This is a genomic window from Chitinophagales bacterium, from assembly GCA_017303835.1.
In the GTDB taxonomy this organism is placed as follows: domain Bacteria; phylum Bacteroidota; class Bacteroidia; order Chitinophagales; family Chitinophagaceae; genus JAFLBI01.
Window position 1 is genome coordinate 2,028,688 of the sequence record JAFLBI010000001.1, and the last position, 17,350, is coordinate 2,046,037.

Annotated in this window: 16 protein-coding genes; 5 read left to right on the forward strand and 11 right to left on the reverse strand. The window is 42.6% G+C overall.

The window, feature by feature from the left end:
- Positions 1 to 17 precede the first annotated feature (17 nt).
- Positions 18 to 1,007 (reverse strand): aspartate-semialdehyde dehydrogenase, encoded by a 990-nt coding sequence (locus tag J0L83_09105; protein MBN8664719.1) that lies wholly within the window; start codon positions 1,005 to 1,007, stop codon positions 18 to 20.
- 182 nt (positions 1,008 to 1,189) lie between these two features.
- Positions 1,190 to 2,113 (reverse strand): bifunctional hydroxymethylpyrimidine kinase/phosphomethylpyrimidine kinase, encoded by a 924-nt coding sequence (locus J0L83_09110; GenBank protein MBN8664720.1) that lies wholly within the window; start codon positions 2,111 to 2,113, stop codon positions 1,190 to 1,192.
- A 135-nt stretch (positions 2,114 to 2,248) separates the two neighbouring features.
- Here J0L83_09110 and J0L83_09115 point away from each other — a divergent pair, with 135 nt between their 5' ends.
- The gene (locus tag J0L83_09115; protein ID MBN8664721.1) at positions 2,249 to 2,857 is read left to right on the forward strand and encodes a threonylcarbamoyl-AMP synthase; all 609 of its coding nucleotides are present in this window, start codon (positions 2,249 to 2,251) and stop codon (positions 2,855 to 2,857) included.
- Here J0L83_09115 and J0L83_09120 read toward each other — a convergent pair.
- On the reverse strand, positions 2,849 to 3,445 hold the full coding sequence (locus J0L83_09120; GenBank protein MBN8664722.1) for a ribonuclease HII: 597 nt from the start codon (positions 3,443 to 3,445) through the stop codon (positions 2,849 to 2,851). The genes J0L83_09115 and J0L83_09120 overlap by 9 nt on opposite strands.
- 85 nt (positions 3,446 to 3,530) lie before the next feature.
- On the opposite strand from J0L83_09120, the gene J0L83_09125 reads away from it, so the two are divergent.
- Together J0L83_09125 and J0L83_09130 are read left to right on the forward strand one after the other, a co-directional pair.
- Positions 3,531 to 4,583 carry a COX15/CtaA family protein gene (locus J0L83_09125; protein ID MBN8664723.1) on the forward strand — a complete coding sequence of 351 codons (1,053 nt, stop codon included), beginning with the start codon at positions 3,531 to 3,533 and terminating at the stop codon, positions 4,581 to 4,583.
- A gap of 48 nt (positions 4,584 to 4,631) precedes the next feature.
- Positions 4,632 to 6,881 (forward strand): patatin-like phospholipase family protein, encoded by a 2,250-nt coding sequence (locus J0L83_09130; GenBank protein MBN8664724.1) that lies wholly within the window; start codon positions 4,632 to 4,634, stop codon positions 6,879 to 6,881.
- Here J0L83_09130 and J0L83_09135 read toward each other — a convergent pair.
- From J0L83_09135 to J0L83_09165, 7 genes are all read right to left on the reverse strand, one after another.
- Positions 6,870 to 7,343 (reverse strand): RidA family protein, encoded by a 474-nt coding sequence (locus J0L83_09135; GenBank protein MBN8664725.1) that lies wholly within the window; start codon positions 7,341 to 7,343, stop codon positions 6,870 to 6,872. The genes J0L83_09130 and J0L83_09135 overlap by 12 nt on opposite strands.
- 19 nt (positions 7,344 to 7,362) lie before the next feature.
- Positions 7,363 to 8,412 carry a ketoacyl-ACP synthase III gene (locus J0L83_09140; protein ID MBN8664726.1) on the reverse strand — a complete coding sequence of 350 codons (1,050 nt, stop codon included), beginning with the start codon at positions 8,410 to 8,412 and terminating at the stop codon, positions 7,363 to 7,365.
- A 33-nt stretch (positions 8,413 to 8,445) separates the two neighbouring features.
- Positions 8,446 to 9,459 carry an alpha/beta hydrolase gene (locus tag J0L83_09145; protein ID MBN8664727.1) on the reverse strand — a complete coding sequence of 338 codons (1,014 nt, stop codon included), beginning with the start codon at positions 9,457 to 9,459 and terminating at the stop codon, positions 8,446 to 8,448.
- Between the two features lie 39 nt (positions 9,460 to 9,498).
- The gene (locus tag J0L83_09150; protein ID MBN8664728.1) at positions 9,499 to 11,268 is read right to left on the reverse strand and encodes a histidine kinase; all 1,770 of its coding nucleotides are present in this window, start codon (positions 11,266 to 11,268) and stop codon (positions 9,499 to 9,501) included.
- 103 nt (positions 11,269 to 11,371) lie between these two features.
- The gene (locus J0L83_09155; protein ID MBN8664729.1) at positions 11,372 to 11,737 is read right to left on the reverse strand and encodes a hypothetical protein; all 366 of its coding nucleotides are present in this window, start codon (positions 11,735 to 11,737) and stop codon (positions 11,372 to 11,374) included.
- A gap of 1 nt (position 11,738) precedes the next feature.
- Entirely contained in the window at positions 11,739 to 12,140 is a 402-nt protein-coding gene (locus J0L83_09160) for a hypothetical protein (protein ID MBN8664730.1), read from the reverse strand.
- A gap of 27 nt (positions 12,141 to 12,167) precedes the next feature.
- Positions 12,168 to 12,860 (reverse strand): phosphatase PAP2 family protein, encoded by a 693-nt coding sequence (locus tag J0L83_09165; protein MBN8664731.1) that lies wholly within the window; start codon positions 12,858 to 12,860, stop codon positions 12,168 to 12,170.
- A gap of 194 nt (positions 12,861 to 13,054) precedes the next feature.
- On the opposite strand from J0L83_09165, the gene typA reads away from it, so the two are divergent.
- Positions 13,055 to 14,866 carry a translational GTPase TypA gene (gene typA, locus J0L83_09170; GenBank protein MBN8664732.1) on the forward strand — a complete coding sequence of 604 codons (1,812 nt, stop codon included), beginning with the start codon at positions 13,055 to 13,057 and terminating at the stop codon, positions 14,864 to 14,866.
- 33 nt (positions 14,867 to 14,899) lie between these two features.
- Here the strand turns inward: typA and J0L83_09175 are convergent, their stop codons facing one another.
- Positions 14,900 to 15,292, reverse strand: a complete 393-nt coding sequence (locus J0L83_09175) for a hypothetical protein (GenBank protein MBN8664733.1) — start codon at positions 15,290 to 15,292, stop codon at positions 14,900 to 14,902.
- Positions 15,293 to 15,378: 86 nt separating this feature from the next.
- On the opposite strand from J0L83_09175, the gene J0L83_09180 reads away from it, so the two are divergent.
- The gene (locus tag J0L83_09180) at positions 15,379 to 17,349 is read left to right on the forward strand and encodes a hypothetical protein (GenBank protein ID MBN8664734.1); all 1,971 of its coding nucleotides are present in this window, start codon (positions 15,379 to 15,381) and stop codon (positions 17,347 to 17,349) included.
- The last annotated feature ends 1 nt before the right edge of the window (position 17,350 follow it).

Consider the following 17,350-nt stretch of genomic DNA (forward strand, 5'->3'; position numbering starts at 1 on the left):
CATTATTGCATACTTATTTACAACAATCCGTTCTGCATCATGTATTCAGCAATCTGAATTGCATTGGTAGCAGCACCCTTACGCAGGTTATCGCTCACAATCCACATGTTCAGTGTATTGGCTTGGGTTTCATCGCGACGCAAGCGACCTACAAACACTTCATCCTTATCATGCGCCCACAAAGGCATTGGATACAATTGCTGTGCAGGATCATCCTGTACCACTACACCCGGTGCAGCAGCCAAAATAGATTTCACTTCATCTAGTGTAAAATCATTGGCGAACTCCACATTCACACTTTCGCTGTGGCCACCAATTACTGGAATACGTACAGTTGTAGCAGTTACTCGAATGCTCTCATCACCCATAATCTTGTTGGTCTCTTTCACCATCTTCATCTCTTCCTTGGTATACCCATTCTCCAGAAAAACATCAATCTGTGGGATCACATTCAGGTCGATGGGATATTTATACGCCATCTCACCTTCTACACCTTTTCTTTCATTGAACAACTGATCCACCGCTTTTTTACCAGTACCGGTTACACTTTGGTAAGTAGATACCACCACACGCTTGATGCCATAACGCTGGTGCAATGGTTGCAATGCCACCACCATCTGAATCGTAGAACAGTTGGGATTAGCAATGATATAATCTTCAGCAGTCAATACATGCGCATTCACTTCCGGTACCACCAGTTTCTTGGTAGGATCCATTCTCCATGCAGAGGAATTGTCGATCACGCGAATACCCGCTTCAGCAAATTTTGGTGCCCACTCCAAAGATGTACCACCACCTGCAGAAAAAATAGCTACAGCAGGTTTGGCCTTGATACCATCCATCATGCTCACGACTGTATACGATTTGCCTTTGAACACCACTTCCTTACCTACTGATCTTTCAGAGGCAACAGGAATCAATTCTGTAACGGGGAAGTTTCTTTCTTCCAGTACCTGTAACATTTTTGAGCCTACCAGCCCAGTGGCTCCAACAACGGCTACTTTCATTTTCGGTTTGCTTTGTTTATTAAAAAAAAGACCCTCCTGTACAGGAAGGTCTGGTATTATGTTCTACATAGACAAGCGACTACCAACCTTCCTTTCGAAGCGGTTTCTTAGTGCGTTTGCTATGTTTATTATTCATCATTCGACTACGAAAATAAGGAATCGATCAATTGACTCCAGATTTTTTATGCAATGGTGATATCAAAATTCACCAGCTGCACAAACTCCTGCAGACGTTCATCAATCTCTGCTTTGGTTAAGCTGCGCAGACGCTCAGGACCAAATTTCTCTACGCAGAAGCTGGCCATTGCACTACCTACAATGATAGCAGTCTTCATGTTCTCGAAAGAAATATCCTTGGTCTTAGCCAAGTGACCCATAAAGCCACCAGCGAATGTATCGCCCGCACCTGTTGGATCGAATACTTCTTCCAGAGGCAATGCTGGTGCAAAGAATACCTGATTCTCGTGGAAGAGTAAAGCACCATGCTCGCCCTTCTTGATGATGAGGTATTTCGGACCCATGGTCAGAATCTTCTTCGCTGCTTTTACAATAGAATATTCGTTGGTCAGCTGTCTGGCTTCACTATCATTCACCAGCAATACATCTACCATCGTCAACACTTCTTTCAGGTCGTCCATTGCAGACTCCATCCAGAAATTCATGGTATCCATTACGATGAGCTTTGGACGCTTAGTCATTTGCTCAATCACTGATTTCTGCAGCTTAGGCATCAGGTTACCCAGCATCAGAAATTCAGTCTCCTTATAGCTCTCAGGCAATACAGGATTGAAATCTGCCAATACGTTCAGGTCAGTTACCAGCGTATCGCGAGAGTTCATATCCATATGATACTTACCTGCCCAGAAGAAAGACTTCTTATCAGGCACAATCTCCACGCCATCCAGCACAACGCCGCGGCTTTTCAGGTAATTCATTTCCTCTTCAGGAAAATCATAACCCACAATTGATACTTGCTGAACGGGCTGCACGAAATTACTTGCTGCGTAGGCGACGTAAGTTCCAGAACCTCCAACGATTTTGTCCGACTTACCAAAGGGTGTTTCAATAGCATCGAAAGCCATTGTACCCACAACGATTAATGACATAGTTCACGGTTTGGTTACCGGGGTGCAAACCTATAGCATTTAGGGCAGAATGCCCGAATAAGCTTTGAAAAGCTTGTGTGGACTGCATTTCACGCAGTAAGTATTTGCTGAACAAGCATTTAGTATATTCGAACCATGTTGCTGGAAGTACACCCATTGAACCCCAATCCCAGACATATTCGTATGATTACGGAGTGCCTGATGGATGGCGGGCTCATCATCTACCCCACTGATACCATTTATGGTTTGGGTTGTGATATTTTCCAGCACAAAGCCATTGAAAAGGTTTGTCGCATCAAACAGGTTGATCCACACAAAGCACAGCTGAGTTTTATCTGCCACGACCTCAGTGATCTGAGCCAATACACCAAAGGCATTTCAACGCCACTCTATAGAATCCTGAAAAGTTACTTGCCAGGTCCGTTTACCTTCATTCTACCGGCAAGCAAAGAAGTACCCAAAATTTTGCAGAGCAAGAAAAACACGATTGGCTTACGTATCCCTGATAACAATATTGCCCTTACTATCGTAGAGCAGTTGGGACATCCGATCTTATCTGCTTCCCTGCCGGGTGATATGGTAGAAGAATACACAGACCCTGCTACCATGTATGAGAAATTCGGTAATCAGGTAGATATCGTAATTGATGGCGGTGCCGGTGGCATGACTCCCTCTACGATTATTGATTGCACCAAAGACAGCTATGAAGTGATTCGCGAAGGTGCGGGTGAATGGTTAGAATAAACTGGCCTGCACCGGATTGATTGCAAAACTTTTTCTGTGTTCATCGCATAAGCCAAACTCTGCAATGGCTTTTCTGTGTGTTGCTGTACCATAGCCTTTGTTACTGGCCCAATCGTACTGCGGGTATTGTTCATGCAGCTGCAGCATGTAATCATCGCGATAGGTTTTGGCTAGAATACTAGCCGCAGCAATACTGGCAAATTTGCCATCGCCTTTAATGATGCAATGATGTGGCATGTTTGGATAAGGCTTGAAGCGATTGCCATCAATCAATAAAACATCAGGTTGGGTTTTCAATTGTGCGATTGCCAAATGCATGGCTTTGTAAGATGCTTGCAAAATATTGATCTGATCAATTTCTGCTGGAGACACACTGGCCACTGCCCAGGCAATTGCCTTTTCTTGAATGATTTCGCGCAAAGAATATCGCTGAGTAGGTTTTACCTGCTTGCTATCGTTCAACAAAGGATGCTGAAAATCCCTGGGTAGTATGACAGCTGCTGCAAAAACTGGTCCTGCATAACAACCCCTGCCAGCTTCATCACAACCGGCTTCAAGACCCTTTTCCTGGAAAAATGGGGATAGCATCCTGCAATTTGCGCGATTCTGGCAGAAAAATAAAACCAATCCCTTATGCGCTTGTTCTACTTTTGCAACGCACAAACAAGCAACCATGGAAGAGGCAAAAGCGCGCAGGATTGTTGGTAATTGGATTTTCATCGGAGTGGCCATGCTCATTATTCAGGTATTGCTGGGAGGCATTACCCGCTTAACCGGTTCAGGTTTATCGATTACTGAATGGAAGCCCATCATGGGTGCTTTACCGCCTATGACTGAAGGCCAATGGCAGAAAGCATTTGACCAATACCAGCAAATTGCACAATACAAATACTTAAACAATCATTTCTCGCTGGGCGATTTCAAATTCATTTTCTTTTGGGAATGGTTCCATCGTTTATGGGCCAGATTCATTGGTTTTGTTTTCCTGATTCCCTTTATCTGGTTTTTGGTAAAGAAATACTTTCAGGCTTGGATGATTGGTCCGCTTGTAAGTCTGTTTCTCTTAGGTGCTTTACAAGGCGCATTGGGCTGGATCATGGTGAAAAGCGGTTTGAATGATGCCGATCTCTACGTGAATCATATCCGTCTGGCGATACATTTTCTTGCCGCCATGTTACTGATTGGCTATGCGCTGATTTTTGGCATGAGTATTCGTACTGAAAGGCATGATCTGGTTGCCAATAGCAGCCTGAAACAACAACTAATTTGGCTGATTCTTTTACTCTGCTTGCAATTGATGTATGGCGCGTTTATGGCCGGACTAAAAGCTGCTAACATAGCACCCACCTGGCCGGATATCAACGGAAGCTTATATCCTGCGAATAGTATCACTGATTTGAGCAGCATATTCCATAACAAATTTGCTATTCATTTTATCCATCGCACATTGGCCTATATCCTGGGCATTTGGATAATCATCTGGTGGTGGAAGGCAAAACAAGTGCATGGCTCTCCTTTATTCAATCGCATCAAGAGTTGGCCATTGTATTTGGTGTTGTTACAAATCGCATTAGGCATTGCATCTGTACTTACCAGTCCTAATATCGTACTGGGTAGTTTTGGTGCTTTTGAATGGATGGCACAGCTGCATCAGTTAACCGGTATGCTCTTATTAATGGCCTTACTGGCACTTAGTTATATCCTGCGTAGAAAGCCTGTTTTTTAACAGAAAGTTTCCGAATAACGGCGCGGATTATGCACTAACTTACCAAAGATGATGGTGCATAATCAGTCGCCCAGCTGGAAACAACGATTCACAGGTTTTTGGTATAGCCTGCCCATACAACTCTTGTTCTTACACCTGAGAAAGCATCAGGTATTGCTACTGCCCTGGCTGATTTTGTTTGCCACCATTACAGGACATTTCATGCAGACTTTTGGGGCATTCTCCTTATTTCTGACGCCGGAGTATTTCGATAAAACCGATTTTTTCAGCACTGCAATCGTAGGCTTTGCAACCGGTGTTTTTATCATGAGCTGGAATATCACCACTTTCATCCTGCATGGAAAATTGGTTCGTTTTCTGGCCACTACTGCACAACCCTTTCTCAAGTATTGTATTAACAATAGTCTGCTGCCATTAATTTACCTCATTGTATATCTGTTTCAGGCTGCACAATACAATAGCGAAAGAGAATTGCTGCAATTCACAGATATCTTTTTGCTGGCATCGGGTTTTACGATTGGCTTACTGATATCCATTAGTATTTCTTTCGCATATTTCTTTGGTGCAGACAAAACCATTTATCGTTTTATTGGTCAGCAGATAGATACAGCCAACCTGCATTACGCGTTGGCGCAGAAAGAACCTTTATTGCCGGAAGAAAAAAAATCATTCCGCTGCGATTGGTTTCTGAGTGCAGGTTTACGCTTACGCAAACCACGCGATGTGCGCCACTACAGCGAATCATTCCTGAGCTCAGTATTCAATCAGCACCACGCAGCTGCGGTGATTGCAATTGTATTGGCATTTGTTTTTCTTACCCTGATTGGATTCACACACGATAATAGACTTTTCCAATTACCCGCTGCTGCAAGCATTACCATACTCTTTGCCATCTTGATTGCACTCATCGGTGCTATCAGTACTTTTCTACGCACCTGGAGTATCCCCGTAGTACTATTGGTTTACCTGCTGCTGAACTGGCTCTATCAAAAAGAAATACTCGATCCACGCAACAAAGCATACGGTCTTATTTATACCAATAAACAAGATCGCCCTGTGTATGACAGAAACAGCATAATTGCTTTAGCGCATCCGGATAGTATTGCTGCAGATAAAGCAAGAATGATTCGTCAGCTCAATAACTGGAAGGCCAGACAAGGCAAAGAAAAGCCCGTGATGTACCTGATTAATGTAAGCGGTGGCGGAACCAGAAGTGCTGCATTCACGATGCAAGTGTTACAGCATATCGACAGCCTGATGGGTGGCACACTGATGCAACAAACAGCTTTGATTACAGGTGCATCGGGTGGTATGCTTGGTGCGGCCTATTACCGAGAACTCTATCATCAAAAAATTCAGGGAAGTGCTGTTGATCCAACCAATCCTGCTTACACAGAAGCCATTGCAAAAGATTTACTCAACCCCTTATTCTCATCCTTTGTAGCACGTGAATTACTGGCGCCTGCACAAGGTTTTACTGTAAACGGACAATCCTATAACAAAGACAGAGGTTATGCTTTTGAACGAAAACTAAATACCAATACCGAAGGTATTCTAGATAAAACACTCAGCAGTTATGCAGCGCCTGAATATGCAGGACTCTTACCTGCAGCATTTTTCAATGGCGTTATCAGCAGAGACGGTAGAAAACTGATTATGGCAGCTCAGCCGGTACGTTTTATGATGAAAGCAACATCTGATACCAGTGCCCTGATGCCACAAGATCCTGATGCAGTTGACTTCCAAAGTTTTTTTGCCAAGCAGGATGCCAAAGCATTGCCTTTATTATCTGCCATGCGCATCAATGCAACCTTTCCTTATGTATTACCCAATGTATGGTTACCATCAACACCCATTATTGATGTCATGGATGCCGGGCTGCGCGATAACTATGGTCAGGAAACAGCACTGCGCTTTGTAGAAGTATTTCAGGATTGGCTGAAAGAAAACTGCAGTAAAGTAGTATTGTTACAAATACGGGACAGGGCCTTAGGCGATTGGGAAAAACCATTGGAATCAAAAAGCCTCTTTAGCTATTTCACCAAACCATTTCTGATTCTACAAACCAATTGGTTTAAGCTGCAGGATTATTATCAGCAGGATCAGCTGGAATATAGTTTTGAAAAGTTCGGCGCTGGCTTTCACCGCGTTTGTTTTCAATACATTCCTTCCAGAAAAGATGCGCCTGCCAGTTTAAATTTTCACTTAACAGCTGCAGAGAAAAAAGATATTGCCAATGCGATTGATCAACCTGTGAACCAAGAAGCACTAAACCGACTCAAGAAATTAATGCCTTGACTTTTTTGCGGGGACAACCGCAATCGCCTCTATTTCTATCAAAACGTCAGGATGAAACAAAGCTTGTACACCGGCCAATGTACTAGCAGGTAGATGATCTTTCACCAAGAAGTCTGATCTTACTTCTCTGATGATTTTCACCTGATCAGGCGAATAATTCACTACAAAATAATTCAGCTTCACCACATCTTTGAAGCTAGCGCCGGCAGCAGCCAATATTTTCTGAAGGTTCTCAAAGACGATTCTTGTTTGCATACGCAAATCACCTTTGCCAAGAATATTCCCCAACGTATCCTGTGCTACAACACCTGAAGTAAAAATAGTGGCGCCCTGCTTCACCATCACCAACTGTGAATAGCTGGGTGGCTTATAGACACCATCCGGATTGAGGTGAATTTTCTTTTGGGCAAACAACAAAGAACTTGTTCCCATCAACCAGAACAAAAGGAGATAACGCATCATGTTAGAAGTTGAAAATTGTTTACCACTTCAACAAAGCACTGGCCCAGGTAAATCCGCTACCGAAAGCAGCCAGACAAACCAAATCACCGTCCTTTACTTTACCCGCTTCCCATGCTTCGCAAAGCGCAATAGGAATAGATGCGGCAGTGGTATTGCCGTATTTCTGAATATTGTTATACACCTGATCATCGCGCAAGCCCATTTTCTGCTGCACAAACTGTGAGATGCGCAGATTGGCCTGATGCGGGATCAGCATATTGATATCTGAAGGCTGGTAGCCGTTCTGGTGCAATGCTTCCATAATTACTTCAGGAAACTTCACAACAGCTTTCTTAAATACTGAAGGACCATCCATGAAGGGAAAGTTCTGTGCATTGTCAATCATTTGATGACTCATGAACATCTGACCCATTTCCGCTTCATCGAAATCAGCAAATTTTTGCTCTACCCAATGATTGGCATGTGTACCGGGATTGTACATCGCCAGAATTTCCGCTGCTTCACCATCACTATGCAAATGCGTACTTAAAATACCTTGATTGGCATCTTCTGTTGGTTGCAATACTACAGCACCCGCGCCATCGCCAAAAATGACTGAAACGTTTCGGCCTCGTGTAGTGAAATCAAGACCAAAAGAATGCTTCTCACTACCAATCACCAGAATGTTCTTATACATACCGCTGCGGATGAACTGATCACCCACACTCAATGCATATACAAAACCACTACATTGATTGCGCACATCCAATGCACCTATTTCTTTCATCTTCATGGCACGCTGTACCAATACACCACAACCAGGGAAATAATAATCAGGTGAAAGTGTAGCAAATATGATGAAGTCGATATCCTGTGGGGTGATGCCTGCTCTTTCAATAGCAATTGTAGCAGCTTCCACACCCATCGTAGTGGTGGTTTCTCCTGTACGATCTGCAAAACGACGCTCTTTAATGCCGGTTCTTTCCTGGATCCATTCATCGCTGGTCTCCATAAAGCGTGTCATATCCTGATTCGTGAACACATTCTTCGGCACATACATTCCGATGCCGGCGATTTTACTGCGGGGCATAAGCAATCATTTTAGCGGGCAATATACGAGAATTTAGTTCAAAGCTGCTGCGGGACTGATTTTCAGCACATTGCTCATATATTCAACAATTGCTTTACGTACACCATCCACATCTTTAGATACCAGTGGAGAGGCTTGCACATGATTGCCTGTATTCGGCATTTCAATCAACGCTTTTTTATCAGCAGGTGTAGCAATGGCCTGCATCATAGTACGCATGGCAGATACTTTTACAACTGGGTCTTGTTCTTTTTCATTCTTATAGTAAGCCAGTGTTAATACCGGTTGCTGAATTTTTTTGAAATTTTCTTGCGTCATGGTTGTTTCCAACAACTCCTGTAATGCAACAATTGCTTCCAATCGGTAATTACAATTCCAATACTTCGCATAATCCGGAACTGTTTCACAGGAAGCAATCTTATTATACTTTCCCTTCTGCACCATTCGCGCAATCTGTAAACCCCAATGATTATTCGCGAAACCTGCTGCAGGATTATTGATTTCAATATTGGGTGAGATCAACAAAAGGCCCGCAATCTCTGGATAAGTAGCAGCCAACTGCAATGCCAAGGTACCGCCTGTGGATGTACCCATCAGCAATACTTTTTTACCGAGTTGTTTGGCAACCGCATAAGCTTCTTTTGCACTTTCCCAATAATTATCCGGCGTCAAGTTCATCAACTGTTCTGTAGTGTCAATACCATGTTGCGATAATCTGGCGAGATACAAATTGCAACCAAACTGCTTGGCAATCTCCCGGTGTACAGGATCTCCTTCCATCTGCGATGCAGAGAAACCATGTAAATACACAATCGCATATTCTGTAGGCTGCTTCAACGAATCATTGTACCAAACAATACGTGCTTCATTACCCGGCTTGATCTTGTGCGCTTGCTGATCTTTTGCCACATAGGCTTCTAACCCTGATGCATCTGCTGGAACAGATGGCAGACTGGTATCATATTTGGGTGCATCCGGAGCAGGGCCAAGCACGTAAACGATCGCCAGAATGGCGATGAGGTAGATCAGGTATTTTAACCAACGCATGACAAGCAATTTTGTGGAAGATAAAGAATATCTGTACAACTATGATTGTGTAATGATGGGCAGACTAATCACAGCAGTAACACCTTTTCCATCTTCCCCGGAATCAATTCGATAGTTTGCTTTGGAGCGATATTGCTTGGCCAGCAAATACAAGCGGTCTTCGATGATCTGACTGGCCCTGGATACATGTGTCTTATCTGTTTGCGCAGTAAAGCCTTTTCCGTTATCACTGATCTTTACAGAGAGCTGTGCCGCTTCTTGGGAAAAACGAATCAAGAGTTTGCCGGGATAATCAATACCACTGAAACCATGCAGGATGCTATTCTCAATAAACGGTTGAATCAGCATGGAAGGAATCATAACGGCAGAAGCATCTATCGCCTTGTCCAGCACTATCTGGTATTGCACATTCGCAGGTAAGTGGAGTTGCAGATAGTTTTCCAGAAAAACAATCTCTTCCTCAATACTGTTGAATTCACGATAAGTGCTTTCCAGCGTGGCGCGCATTATCCGGGAAAGTTTGGCAATTTTTCCGGCTACGTTGATCCCACCTTCTTCCAAGGCTGCAGTTTGTAAACCAGCCAGAGTATTAAAGAAAAAATGCGGATTCATTCGGGCACGATTCAAACGTTGTTCGGCCGCTGCTGCTTTTTGCTGCTGCTTCAGGGATTGTTGTCTCAGAAATAAAACCACTGCTGCACCCAGTAATAACACCACAACTAAAACCAGGATATATACCTGCTTTTGCAGCGCCAATTCCTGAATGGTTTTTTCATTTTTTTCCTGGTTGTATTTTTTCTCCAGCTCATTGATAACCTTGTTGCGATCTGCATTCTGCAAACTGTCTGTGATCTGCTTCTCCGCAGTCATTGCTCCAAGGGCTTCTTTATAATTGCCCGACTGTACTGCAATTTCATACAGGAGACTATAGGCATTTGCGATCATTGGAGGAAAAGCAATCTTTTTGCAATACCATAAACAGGAATCAGCATACTGCTTAGCAGCAGTATAATCTTTCAGCTGCAGATAAATATTTCCTTTGTCTCCATACAAAGTGGTGTACTGATTATCATTCTGCCCCGGCTTACATAAAGCCAATGCCTGATTGATATACCCCAGCGCTTGCTGCAAGGCATTCCGACTTTCCGCTATAGCCCCCATACGGGTAAGTGCGATGATCTGCTCATTGTTGTCTCCAAGTTTTTCTGCTACAGACAAGGCCTTTTCTACATACTGCTGAGCGGTATCTGCATAAGCAGCTTCCCGGTGGTCTTGATAATAATAGAAATAACGTGCAGTTAGTTTATTCAACAGATTGGCTTTTTGTGCTGATGCAGGCAATTGCTCAATCAATACTGCAGCACGCCGTGCATAGCGGATACCATTGGCAGATTGCTTTTGTCTATTGAAAACCTGAGCCATACCCAATAAAATACCCGCCGCTTCAGCATCATTCTTTTCGGCTTCTGCGATGCGAAGCAGTTTCAACTGATAACTAAATGACTGATCGAAAGCAGCCTGATGATCTGACAGTGCAACCCATCTTCTGTAGAATGCTTTTCGCTCTGACTCGGGACATTTCAGTGCATCGAATAACTGACCGGCTTTTTCTAAAGCTTTTACCGCTCCAGCGAAATCAGTTGTTTCCACAAGACTATCTGCAACCAACTGCCAACCTTCTGCCTGGCATGCGGGCTGATTGGATTTCAGTAGGGTTTGTATAAACTGCTGCTGCTGCGATGCTTCCGCTTGTGTGCGTTTACAGGCACAATTATTTTGAGCAAGAACAGTAAGGCTGAAACAAGACAAAAAAAGTATTGCTGCTATTCGCAAAAAAATCATGAAAGCACTTTCACGGAAGTTACGTGTTTTATATGATCAAGACGAGTAAGCAGTAGATACATTAAGTCTGTTATCGAACCCACCAGGCCCAGAGTATCAAAAGCGGATGAATCACCAGTAATCTTACCCAGGCAATCAATGGTGTGATCTTAATCTTGCCGAGTTTAAAATTGCCTTGCTGAATCATCCAAACATGAGCAGGTATAAAAGCAATCAGCATAATGATAATGGCATAGACCGACCATAAACGGGTTGCTTCAAAAAGCAACCCTATAGCGAGCAGCATCTCTGCAATGCCGGAAACTATATTGATCAGATTACGCCAATTCGACAAATAAGCCGGTATCAATGGCATATAGAACCTTGCATTCAGAAAGTGATTGAGCCCGGCAACAAAGTAAAAAGCCGCCATCGTATATAAAGCAATCAGCTGCATATTATTTCTTTTCGTTTTGATAAGCCTGATAAAGGATCATGCCGAAAGGTACCCACCAAATCAGGTCATTGGTGATCAGCATAAATCCAAAAGAGGCCGGCACATTACCTAACCAATAATGATAGATAAATCCCACAGGTCCGAATATTTTACCCAGAAAACCAACTGCCACAATAGGCCAATGCCGCATGGGATCATCACCAGCCCACCAATAACCAAGGCCATATACACCAATTACCATACCCATGCCCTGCCATATCATTGGGTGATTGATAGGTGCTAATCCGGTAAGCTCAAAAAAATGCATGGGAAATAATACTACCCATGCGCCCCAAAGCAAATTGTAAATACCCGCTACTTTTAAAATGAGTCGGAATGTCTCAGGTTGCTTGTCTGCTTTCATTAAGCACCAAGCTACTAAAAACTTTGCCTAGTGCATAATATCAAAAAACGCACGAATATCAGAGAACATCTCGCAAAACTGATAGGTAACTAAAAACATGAACGGATAAAAAAACTGCTGATATCGCTCTGTAATAAAGAAGTAACGATCAATTTGTTGATAGACCCACTGACTCTTCGTTACAAAATATCCTATAGCGGCACCAACCATTGCCCCTACAATCAGGTCTGTAGCAAAATGGTAACCGAGATAAACTCTGGGGAATAGAATTAGGATGACAGATGAAAACATGAAAAACAAACCAACCCGCTTCGAAACAACAAATAAAGAAACGGATAGCGCATAAAATAAGACCGCATGATCACTTGGGAAAGAGCTCAAAGCATCCCAAGCATACATATTTACCTCTTCGGGAATATGTAAACCCAATGAAGGGTCATTAATTGGACGCATTCTGTGCGGAAATACCATTACCAGAAAACGACCAACGGCAATTGCCAACAAACTAGCGAGGATAGTCATACTTAACCGAATTCTTCTTTCGCGGGTTTGTGCGTCCTGTATAAACCACAAGCCCCAAATAGTCAGCATGATAAGGCCGGCTTTAAGTACATTATTGTTAGATTGAAAAAAGACGATAGCGTCGAAGGAAATATGCTTACCAACAAAGCCATTAAAAAACAGACTGATTTGCCTGTCTAATTGAATAATTTGTTCCATGAACTTGCTTTAAAACGAATGGCCACAAAGCTTTTTAAGTAGTGTAAGAAATGAGATAACAATTCATTCGCTTTGTATGACCAAATAGTCAAATTATCCCAAGCATTTCGGCAGCCCGTAGCAAAAGCCTACCTTTGCAAACTATTTCTGGAATCTACAGCGTTAACCTGTTGATCCTCAATGAAAATTTTTATATGCAAATTAGAAACATCGCCATTATTGCCCACGTAGACCACGGTAAAACCACCTTGGTAGACCGTATTCTGCACACCACCAAGGTCTTCCGTGAAAATCAGGAGACTGGTGAACTGATCATGGACAATAATGACCTGGAAAGAGAACGTGGTATCACGATCTTTTCCAAAAACGCCGCTGTAGAGTATAAAGGCGTAAAAATCAACGTAATTGACACACCAGGCCACGCCGATTTTGGTGGTGAGGTAGAGCGTGTATTGAAAATGGCAGATGGGGTAATTCTCCTTGTAGATGCTTTTGAAGGCCCAATGCCTCAGACTCGCTTTGTACTGCAAAAAGCATTACAACTGAACCTGCGCCCAATCGTGGTGATCAATAAGGTAGATAAGCCTAACTGTCGCCCTGATGAAGTGCATGATGCCGTATTTGAATTGTTCTTTAACCTAGATGCAACAGAAGAGCAGCTGAACTTCCCTACTTATTATGGTAGCGGTAAGAATGGCTGGTTCAATGATAAGAATGAAGCTTGTGAAGATATTACCCCACTAATGGATGGTATCATCAAATATGTACCAGAACCCAAAGTGAGTGAAGGCAACCTGCAGTTACAGATTACTTCATTGGATTATTCTTCTTTCCTTGGCCGTATTGCTATCGGTAAAGTAAGCCGTGGTAGTATCAAAGAAGGTCAGCAGATTGTATTGATGCAAGCTGATGGTACACAGAAGAAGCAACGTGTGCGTGAACTCTATGTATTTGAAGGCATGGGCAAGAAGAAAATTGGAGAAGTTTTCGCCGGTGATCTTTGTGCCGTTGTAGGTATCGAAGATTTCAATATCGGCGATACCATTGCTGATGCAGAAAATCCGGAAGCATTACCAGTCATTAGCGTAGACGAACCTACAATGAACATGCTGTTCAGCATCAACAACTCTCCTTTCTTTGGTAAGGATGGTAAGTTCGTTACCTCACGTCACTTGCGTGACCGACTGATGAAAGAAACAGAAAAGAACCTGGCACTACGCGTACAGGATACGGATAGTGGTGATAGTTTCATGGTATACGGTCGCGGTATCCTTCACTTGGGTATCCTGATCGAAACCATGCGCAGAGAAGGCTATGAATTAACGGTTGGTCAGCCGCAGGTAATCTTGAAAGAAGTCAATGGCGTGAAGTGTGAGCCATACGAAACCCTCGTGGTAGATGTACCTCAGGAATTTGCTTCTAAAGTAATTGACCTGGTAACACGCCGCAAAGGTGAAATGCATGTGATGGAAACCAAGGGTGAAATGCAACACCTGGAATTTGAAATTCCTTCACGCGGATTGATAGGTATGCGTACACAAATGCTAACCCAAACTGCCGGTGAAGCTGTCATGGCGCACCGCTTCTTAGAATACAAGCCTTGGAAAGGACCAATCCCCGGCCGTAACAATGGTGTACTAATTGCAAAAGAAGCCGGCGTAACTACTGCATACTCTTTGGATAAATTACAAGACAGAGGTACCTTCTTTGTAGATCCAGGTGAAGATGTATACGCAGGTATGATTGTAGGTGAAAACAATAAGCCTGGCGATCTGGTAATTAACAGTAACGAAGGCAAGAAGCTCACCAACCACCGCGCCAGCGGTAGTGATGCAGCTACCAATATTGCACCAAAAACCTTGTTGACTTTGGAAGAGTGTATGGAATATATTCAGTTTGATGAGTGTATCGAGGTTACGCCAAACTACATTCGTATGCGTAAAACCATACTCGATGAAGAGGATCGCAAGAAGCAGCAAAAGAAAATGCAGCTGGAAGCGATTTAAGAATATAAGTCCCGCAACTGCGGGACTTTTTATTTAGTAGAACAAATGCGCAGCATTTGTATTCCTGGCAGAGGATTGCAACTTTTGAAACAGGGCAAACTTATCAGGCCCTAGTACGCCCCGCAGCTGATCAAACAGCGCAGTTTGCAAGGACTTGAATTTAGCCTGATATTCCTCCTTATTAGTTGTTGCCAATGAATTGATCAAAGATTTCTGCTGCAGGTATCGCTGCAAAAGCGGTATCAATTGTGGCATTTTTGATGGATTCAACCCAAGCCTTCCCGTTAATTCACCTGCAATACTATTGGCAGTCTGTTGCACATTGCTAATCGCAGGCGGCAGCATGGGTTTTGTTGAAGCAGATTTTTGCGCGATAGCCGAAAATAAAATGCTCAGCATAATAACAAGCATCATGATTCGCTTCATGTAGACAGTTTTGATCAAAAATACCACAACTGCGGTATTTTCTATTTGTGTAAATTCATAGAGATTGACCACCCAAACAACCTTCTATGAGAAAGTTATACAGCCTGTTTATTCTTTACATGCTCTTTACCACAAATGCAAGCGCACAAAAATGCCTTAGTGGCGATTGCTCCAATGGCTTTGGCAAGTATCAATATAAAAATGGGGATACGTATGAAGGTTATTTCAAAGGAGGGTATACCAATGGAAAAGGGAAAATGACCTATAGCAACGGAGAGGTGCTCGAATCAGATTGGATAAATGGCTATGCAACTGGGCAATGCACTTTTTACTATAAGGATGGGCGAAAATATATAGGGGGAATCAAAGATGGTTACTGGGAAGGGAAAGGTAGCATTTACTCGCCCGACAGCAGCAGTTTTGAAGGTAACTGGTCTGTTGGAAAACGTACAGGTTTTGGCAAGCAAGTTTATAAGGACAAAAGAGTTTATGAAGGTAACTGGATGAATAGTGAGAAAAATGGAAAAGGAAAAATGACCTGGCCCGATGGACACCTCTATGAAGGTGAGTTTAAAAATGATTTCAGAAATGGCTATGGCATCATGTACTACCCAAATAAGCGGCGCTATGAAGGTTATTGGCAGGATGATAAAAGACACGGAAAAGGAAAAAGCATTCTTGCAGATGGCGAAATATATGATGGTGAATTTGTACGGGACACACTACGCGGATATGGAAAACTCGTCAAAGCGAATAAGGATAGCTCAGTAGGTTATTTCGATAATGGTTATCTGAATGGCTTTGCAAAAGCCTGGTTTACTTCCTTAGGCTATCGTTATGAAGGCGATTTTGTAAATGGTGTAGAAAATGGTAAAGGAATACAAATAAAATCAAATGGCGACTCGTCAGCAGGCATATTTAAAGGTCGCAACTTAAACGGAGAAGGTTATTATAAATACAAAAGCGGACACATATATACCGGTAATTTTAGGAATGGTTTTCTTGATGGAAAAGGTAAAAAAGTCTTTGCCAATGGCACATGGGAAGAAGGTAGCTATTTGTTAGGAACATTAAGCGGAAACGGCAAAAGGTACTTTAGTCAAACAGATTGGTACGAGGGCAACTTTGTAGCAGGTTCTGCAAGTGGGTCTGGTAAATACTATCGGTCAGGTAAAATATACTATGAAGGAAATTTTGATGGGAAACTCAACACTCAAGGTAAATACTGGCTTTTAGATGATGGTGTTTTCATCATAGCAGAGAAATTTTCTGATGGATATTTTATGGAAATACAGTATCCTGATAAACGCATCTTCCTTGGCTCAACAAAAACTATTTATTACTCAAGCTCAGCTGATAACATAGTACCCGCTCAAGGCTATTTGATCAAACCTGATGGTAATGTCATTGGAGCGAAATGGGCCAATACCTTCACTGGTGCCCAGTGGAAAGACAGTGCTTATACAGATGTCTTTTATAAGACTAAGATCAAAATAACAGAACAGGATATTCAATATATCAGGGGGGTTGCTTTTACATCTTTTAAAAAATATCCAAATGCTATTCAACAACTCACAAAAGCCATAGAGGGTAAAACCAAAAACGATAGTGTGTATCTCTATCGTGGTGTTGCTTATGCTAATTTAAATAAGTTAGATAGCGCCATGTTCGATATCAATAAAATGCTGAAACAAGACGCCAAAAATAAAGATGCGCTCATTTGGCATGCTACGATTAGTCTGAAACAAAAGGATACTGCTACTGCATTAAAAGATTATGGAAGCCAAATTAAACTCTATCCAACTGAGTATAACGGATATTGGAATAGAGCACTTTTATTGCATCAGATGAAACAATATGACCAAGCTATTGCTGATTACACAAAAGTGATTTCCTTATTAACTACGGGTAATGATAATGTATACCTAAACAGGGGTAAGTGTTATGAAGCCTTGAATAAGAAAGAAGAAGCCTGTAGCGATTATACCTTTGCTAAGAGTAAGAACAATAGAGATGCCAATGCAAGATTACTAGCACTCAAATGTGGAACGCAATAAC

What these genes read in the sequence shown, in the direction of transcription:
- J0L83_09105 (MBN8664719.1), bottom strand. Translation starts at nt 1,007, where the DNA reads ATGAAAGTAGCCGTTGTTGGAGCCACTGGGCTGGTAGGCTCAAAAATG.
- J0L83_09110 (MBN8664720.1), bottom strand. Translation starts at nt 2,113, where the DNA reads ATGTCATTAATCGTTGTGGGTACAATGGCTTTCGATGCTATTGAAACA.
- J0L83_09115 (MBN8664721.1), top strand. Translation starts at nt 2,249, where the DNA reads ATGTTGCTGGAAGTACACCCATTGAACCCCAATCCCAGACATATTCGT.
- J0L83_09120 (MBN8664722.1), bottom strand. Translation starts at nt 3,445, where the DNA reads ATGCTATCCCCATTTTTCCAGGAAAAGGGTCTTGAAGCCGGTTGTGAT.
- J0L83_09125 (MBN8664723.1), top strand. Translation starts at nt 3,531, where the DNA reads ATGGAAGAGGCAAAAGCGCGCAGGATTGTTGGTAATTGGATTTTCATC.
- J0L83_09130 (MBN8664724.1), top strand. Translation starts at nt 4,632, where the DNA reads ATGATGGTGCATAATCAGTCGCCCAGCTGGAAACAACGATTCACAGGT.
- J0L83_09135 (MBN8664725.1), bottom strand. Translation starts at nt 7,343, where the DNA reads ATGATGCGTTATCTCCTTTTGTTCTGGTTGATGGGAACAAGTTCTTTG.
- J0L83_09140 (MBN8664726.1), bottom strand. Translation starts at nt 8,412, where the DNA reads ATGCCCCGCAGTAAAATCGCCGGCATCGGAATGTATGTGCCGAAGAAT.
- J0L83_09145 (MBN8664727.1), bottom strand. Translation starts at nt 9,459, where the DNA reads ATGCGTTGGTTAAAATACCTGATCTACCTCATCGCCATTCTGGCGATC.
- J0L83_09155 (MBN8664729.1), bottom strand. Translation starts at nt 11,737, where the DNA reads ATGCAGCTGATTGCTTTATATACGATGGCGGCTTTTTACTTTGTTGCC.
- J0L83_09160 (MBN8664730.1), bottom strand. Translation starts at nt 12,140, where the DNA reads ATGAAAGCAGACAAGCAACCTGAGACATTCCGACTCATTTTAAAAGTA.
- J0L83_09165 (MBN8664731.1), bottom strand. Translation starts at nt 12,860, where the DNA reads ATGGAACAAATTATTCAATTAGACAGGCAAATCAGTCTGTTTTTTAAT.
- typA (MBN8664732.1), top strand. Translation starts at nt 13,055, where the DNA reads ATGCAAATTAGAAACATCGCCATTATTGCCCACGTAGACCACGGTAAA.
- J0L83_09175 (MBN8664733.1), bottom strand. Translation starts at nt 15,292, where the DNA reads ATGAAGCGAATCATGATGCTTGTTATTATGCTGAGCATTTTATTTTCG.
- J0L83_09180 (MBN8664734.1), top strand. Translation starts at nt 15,379, where the DNA reads ATGAGAAAGTTATACAGCCTGTTTATTCTTTACATGCTCTTTACCACA.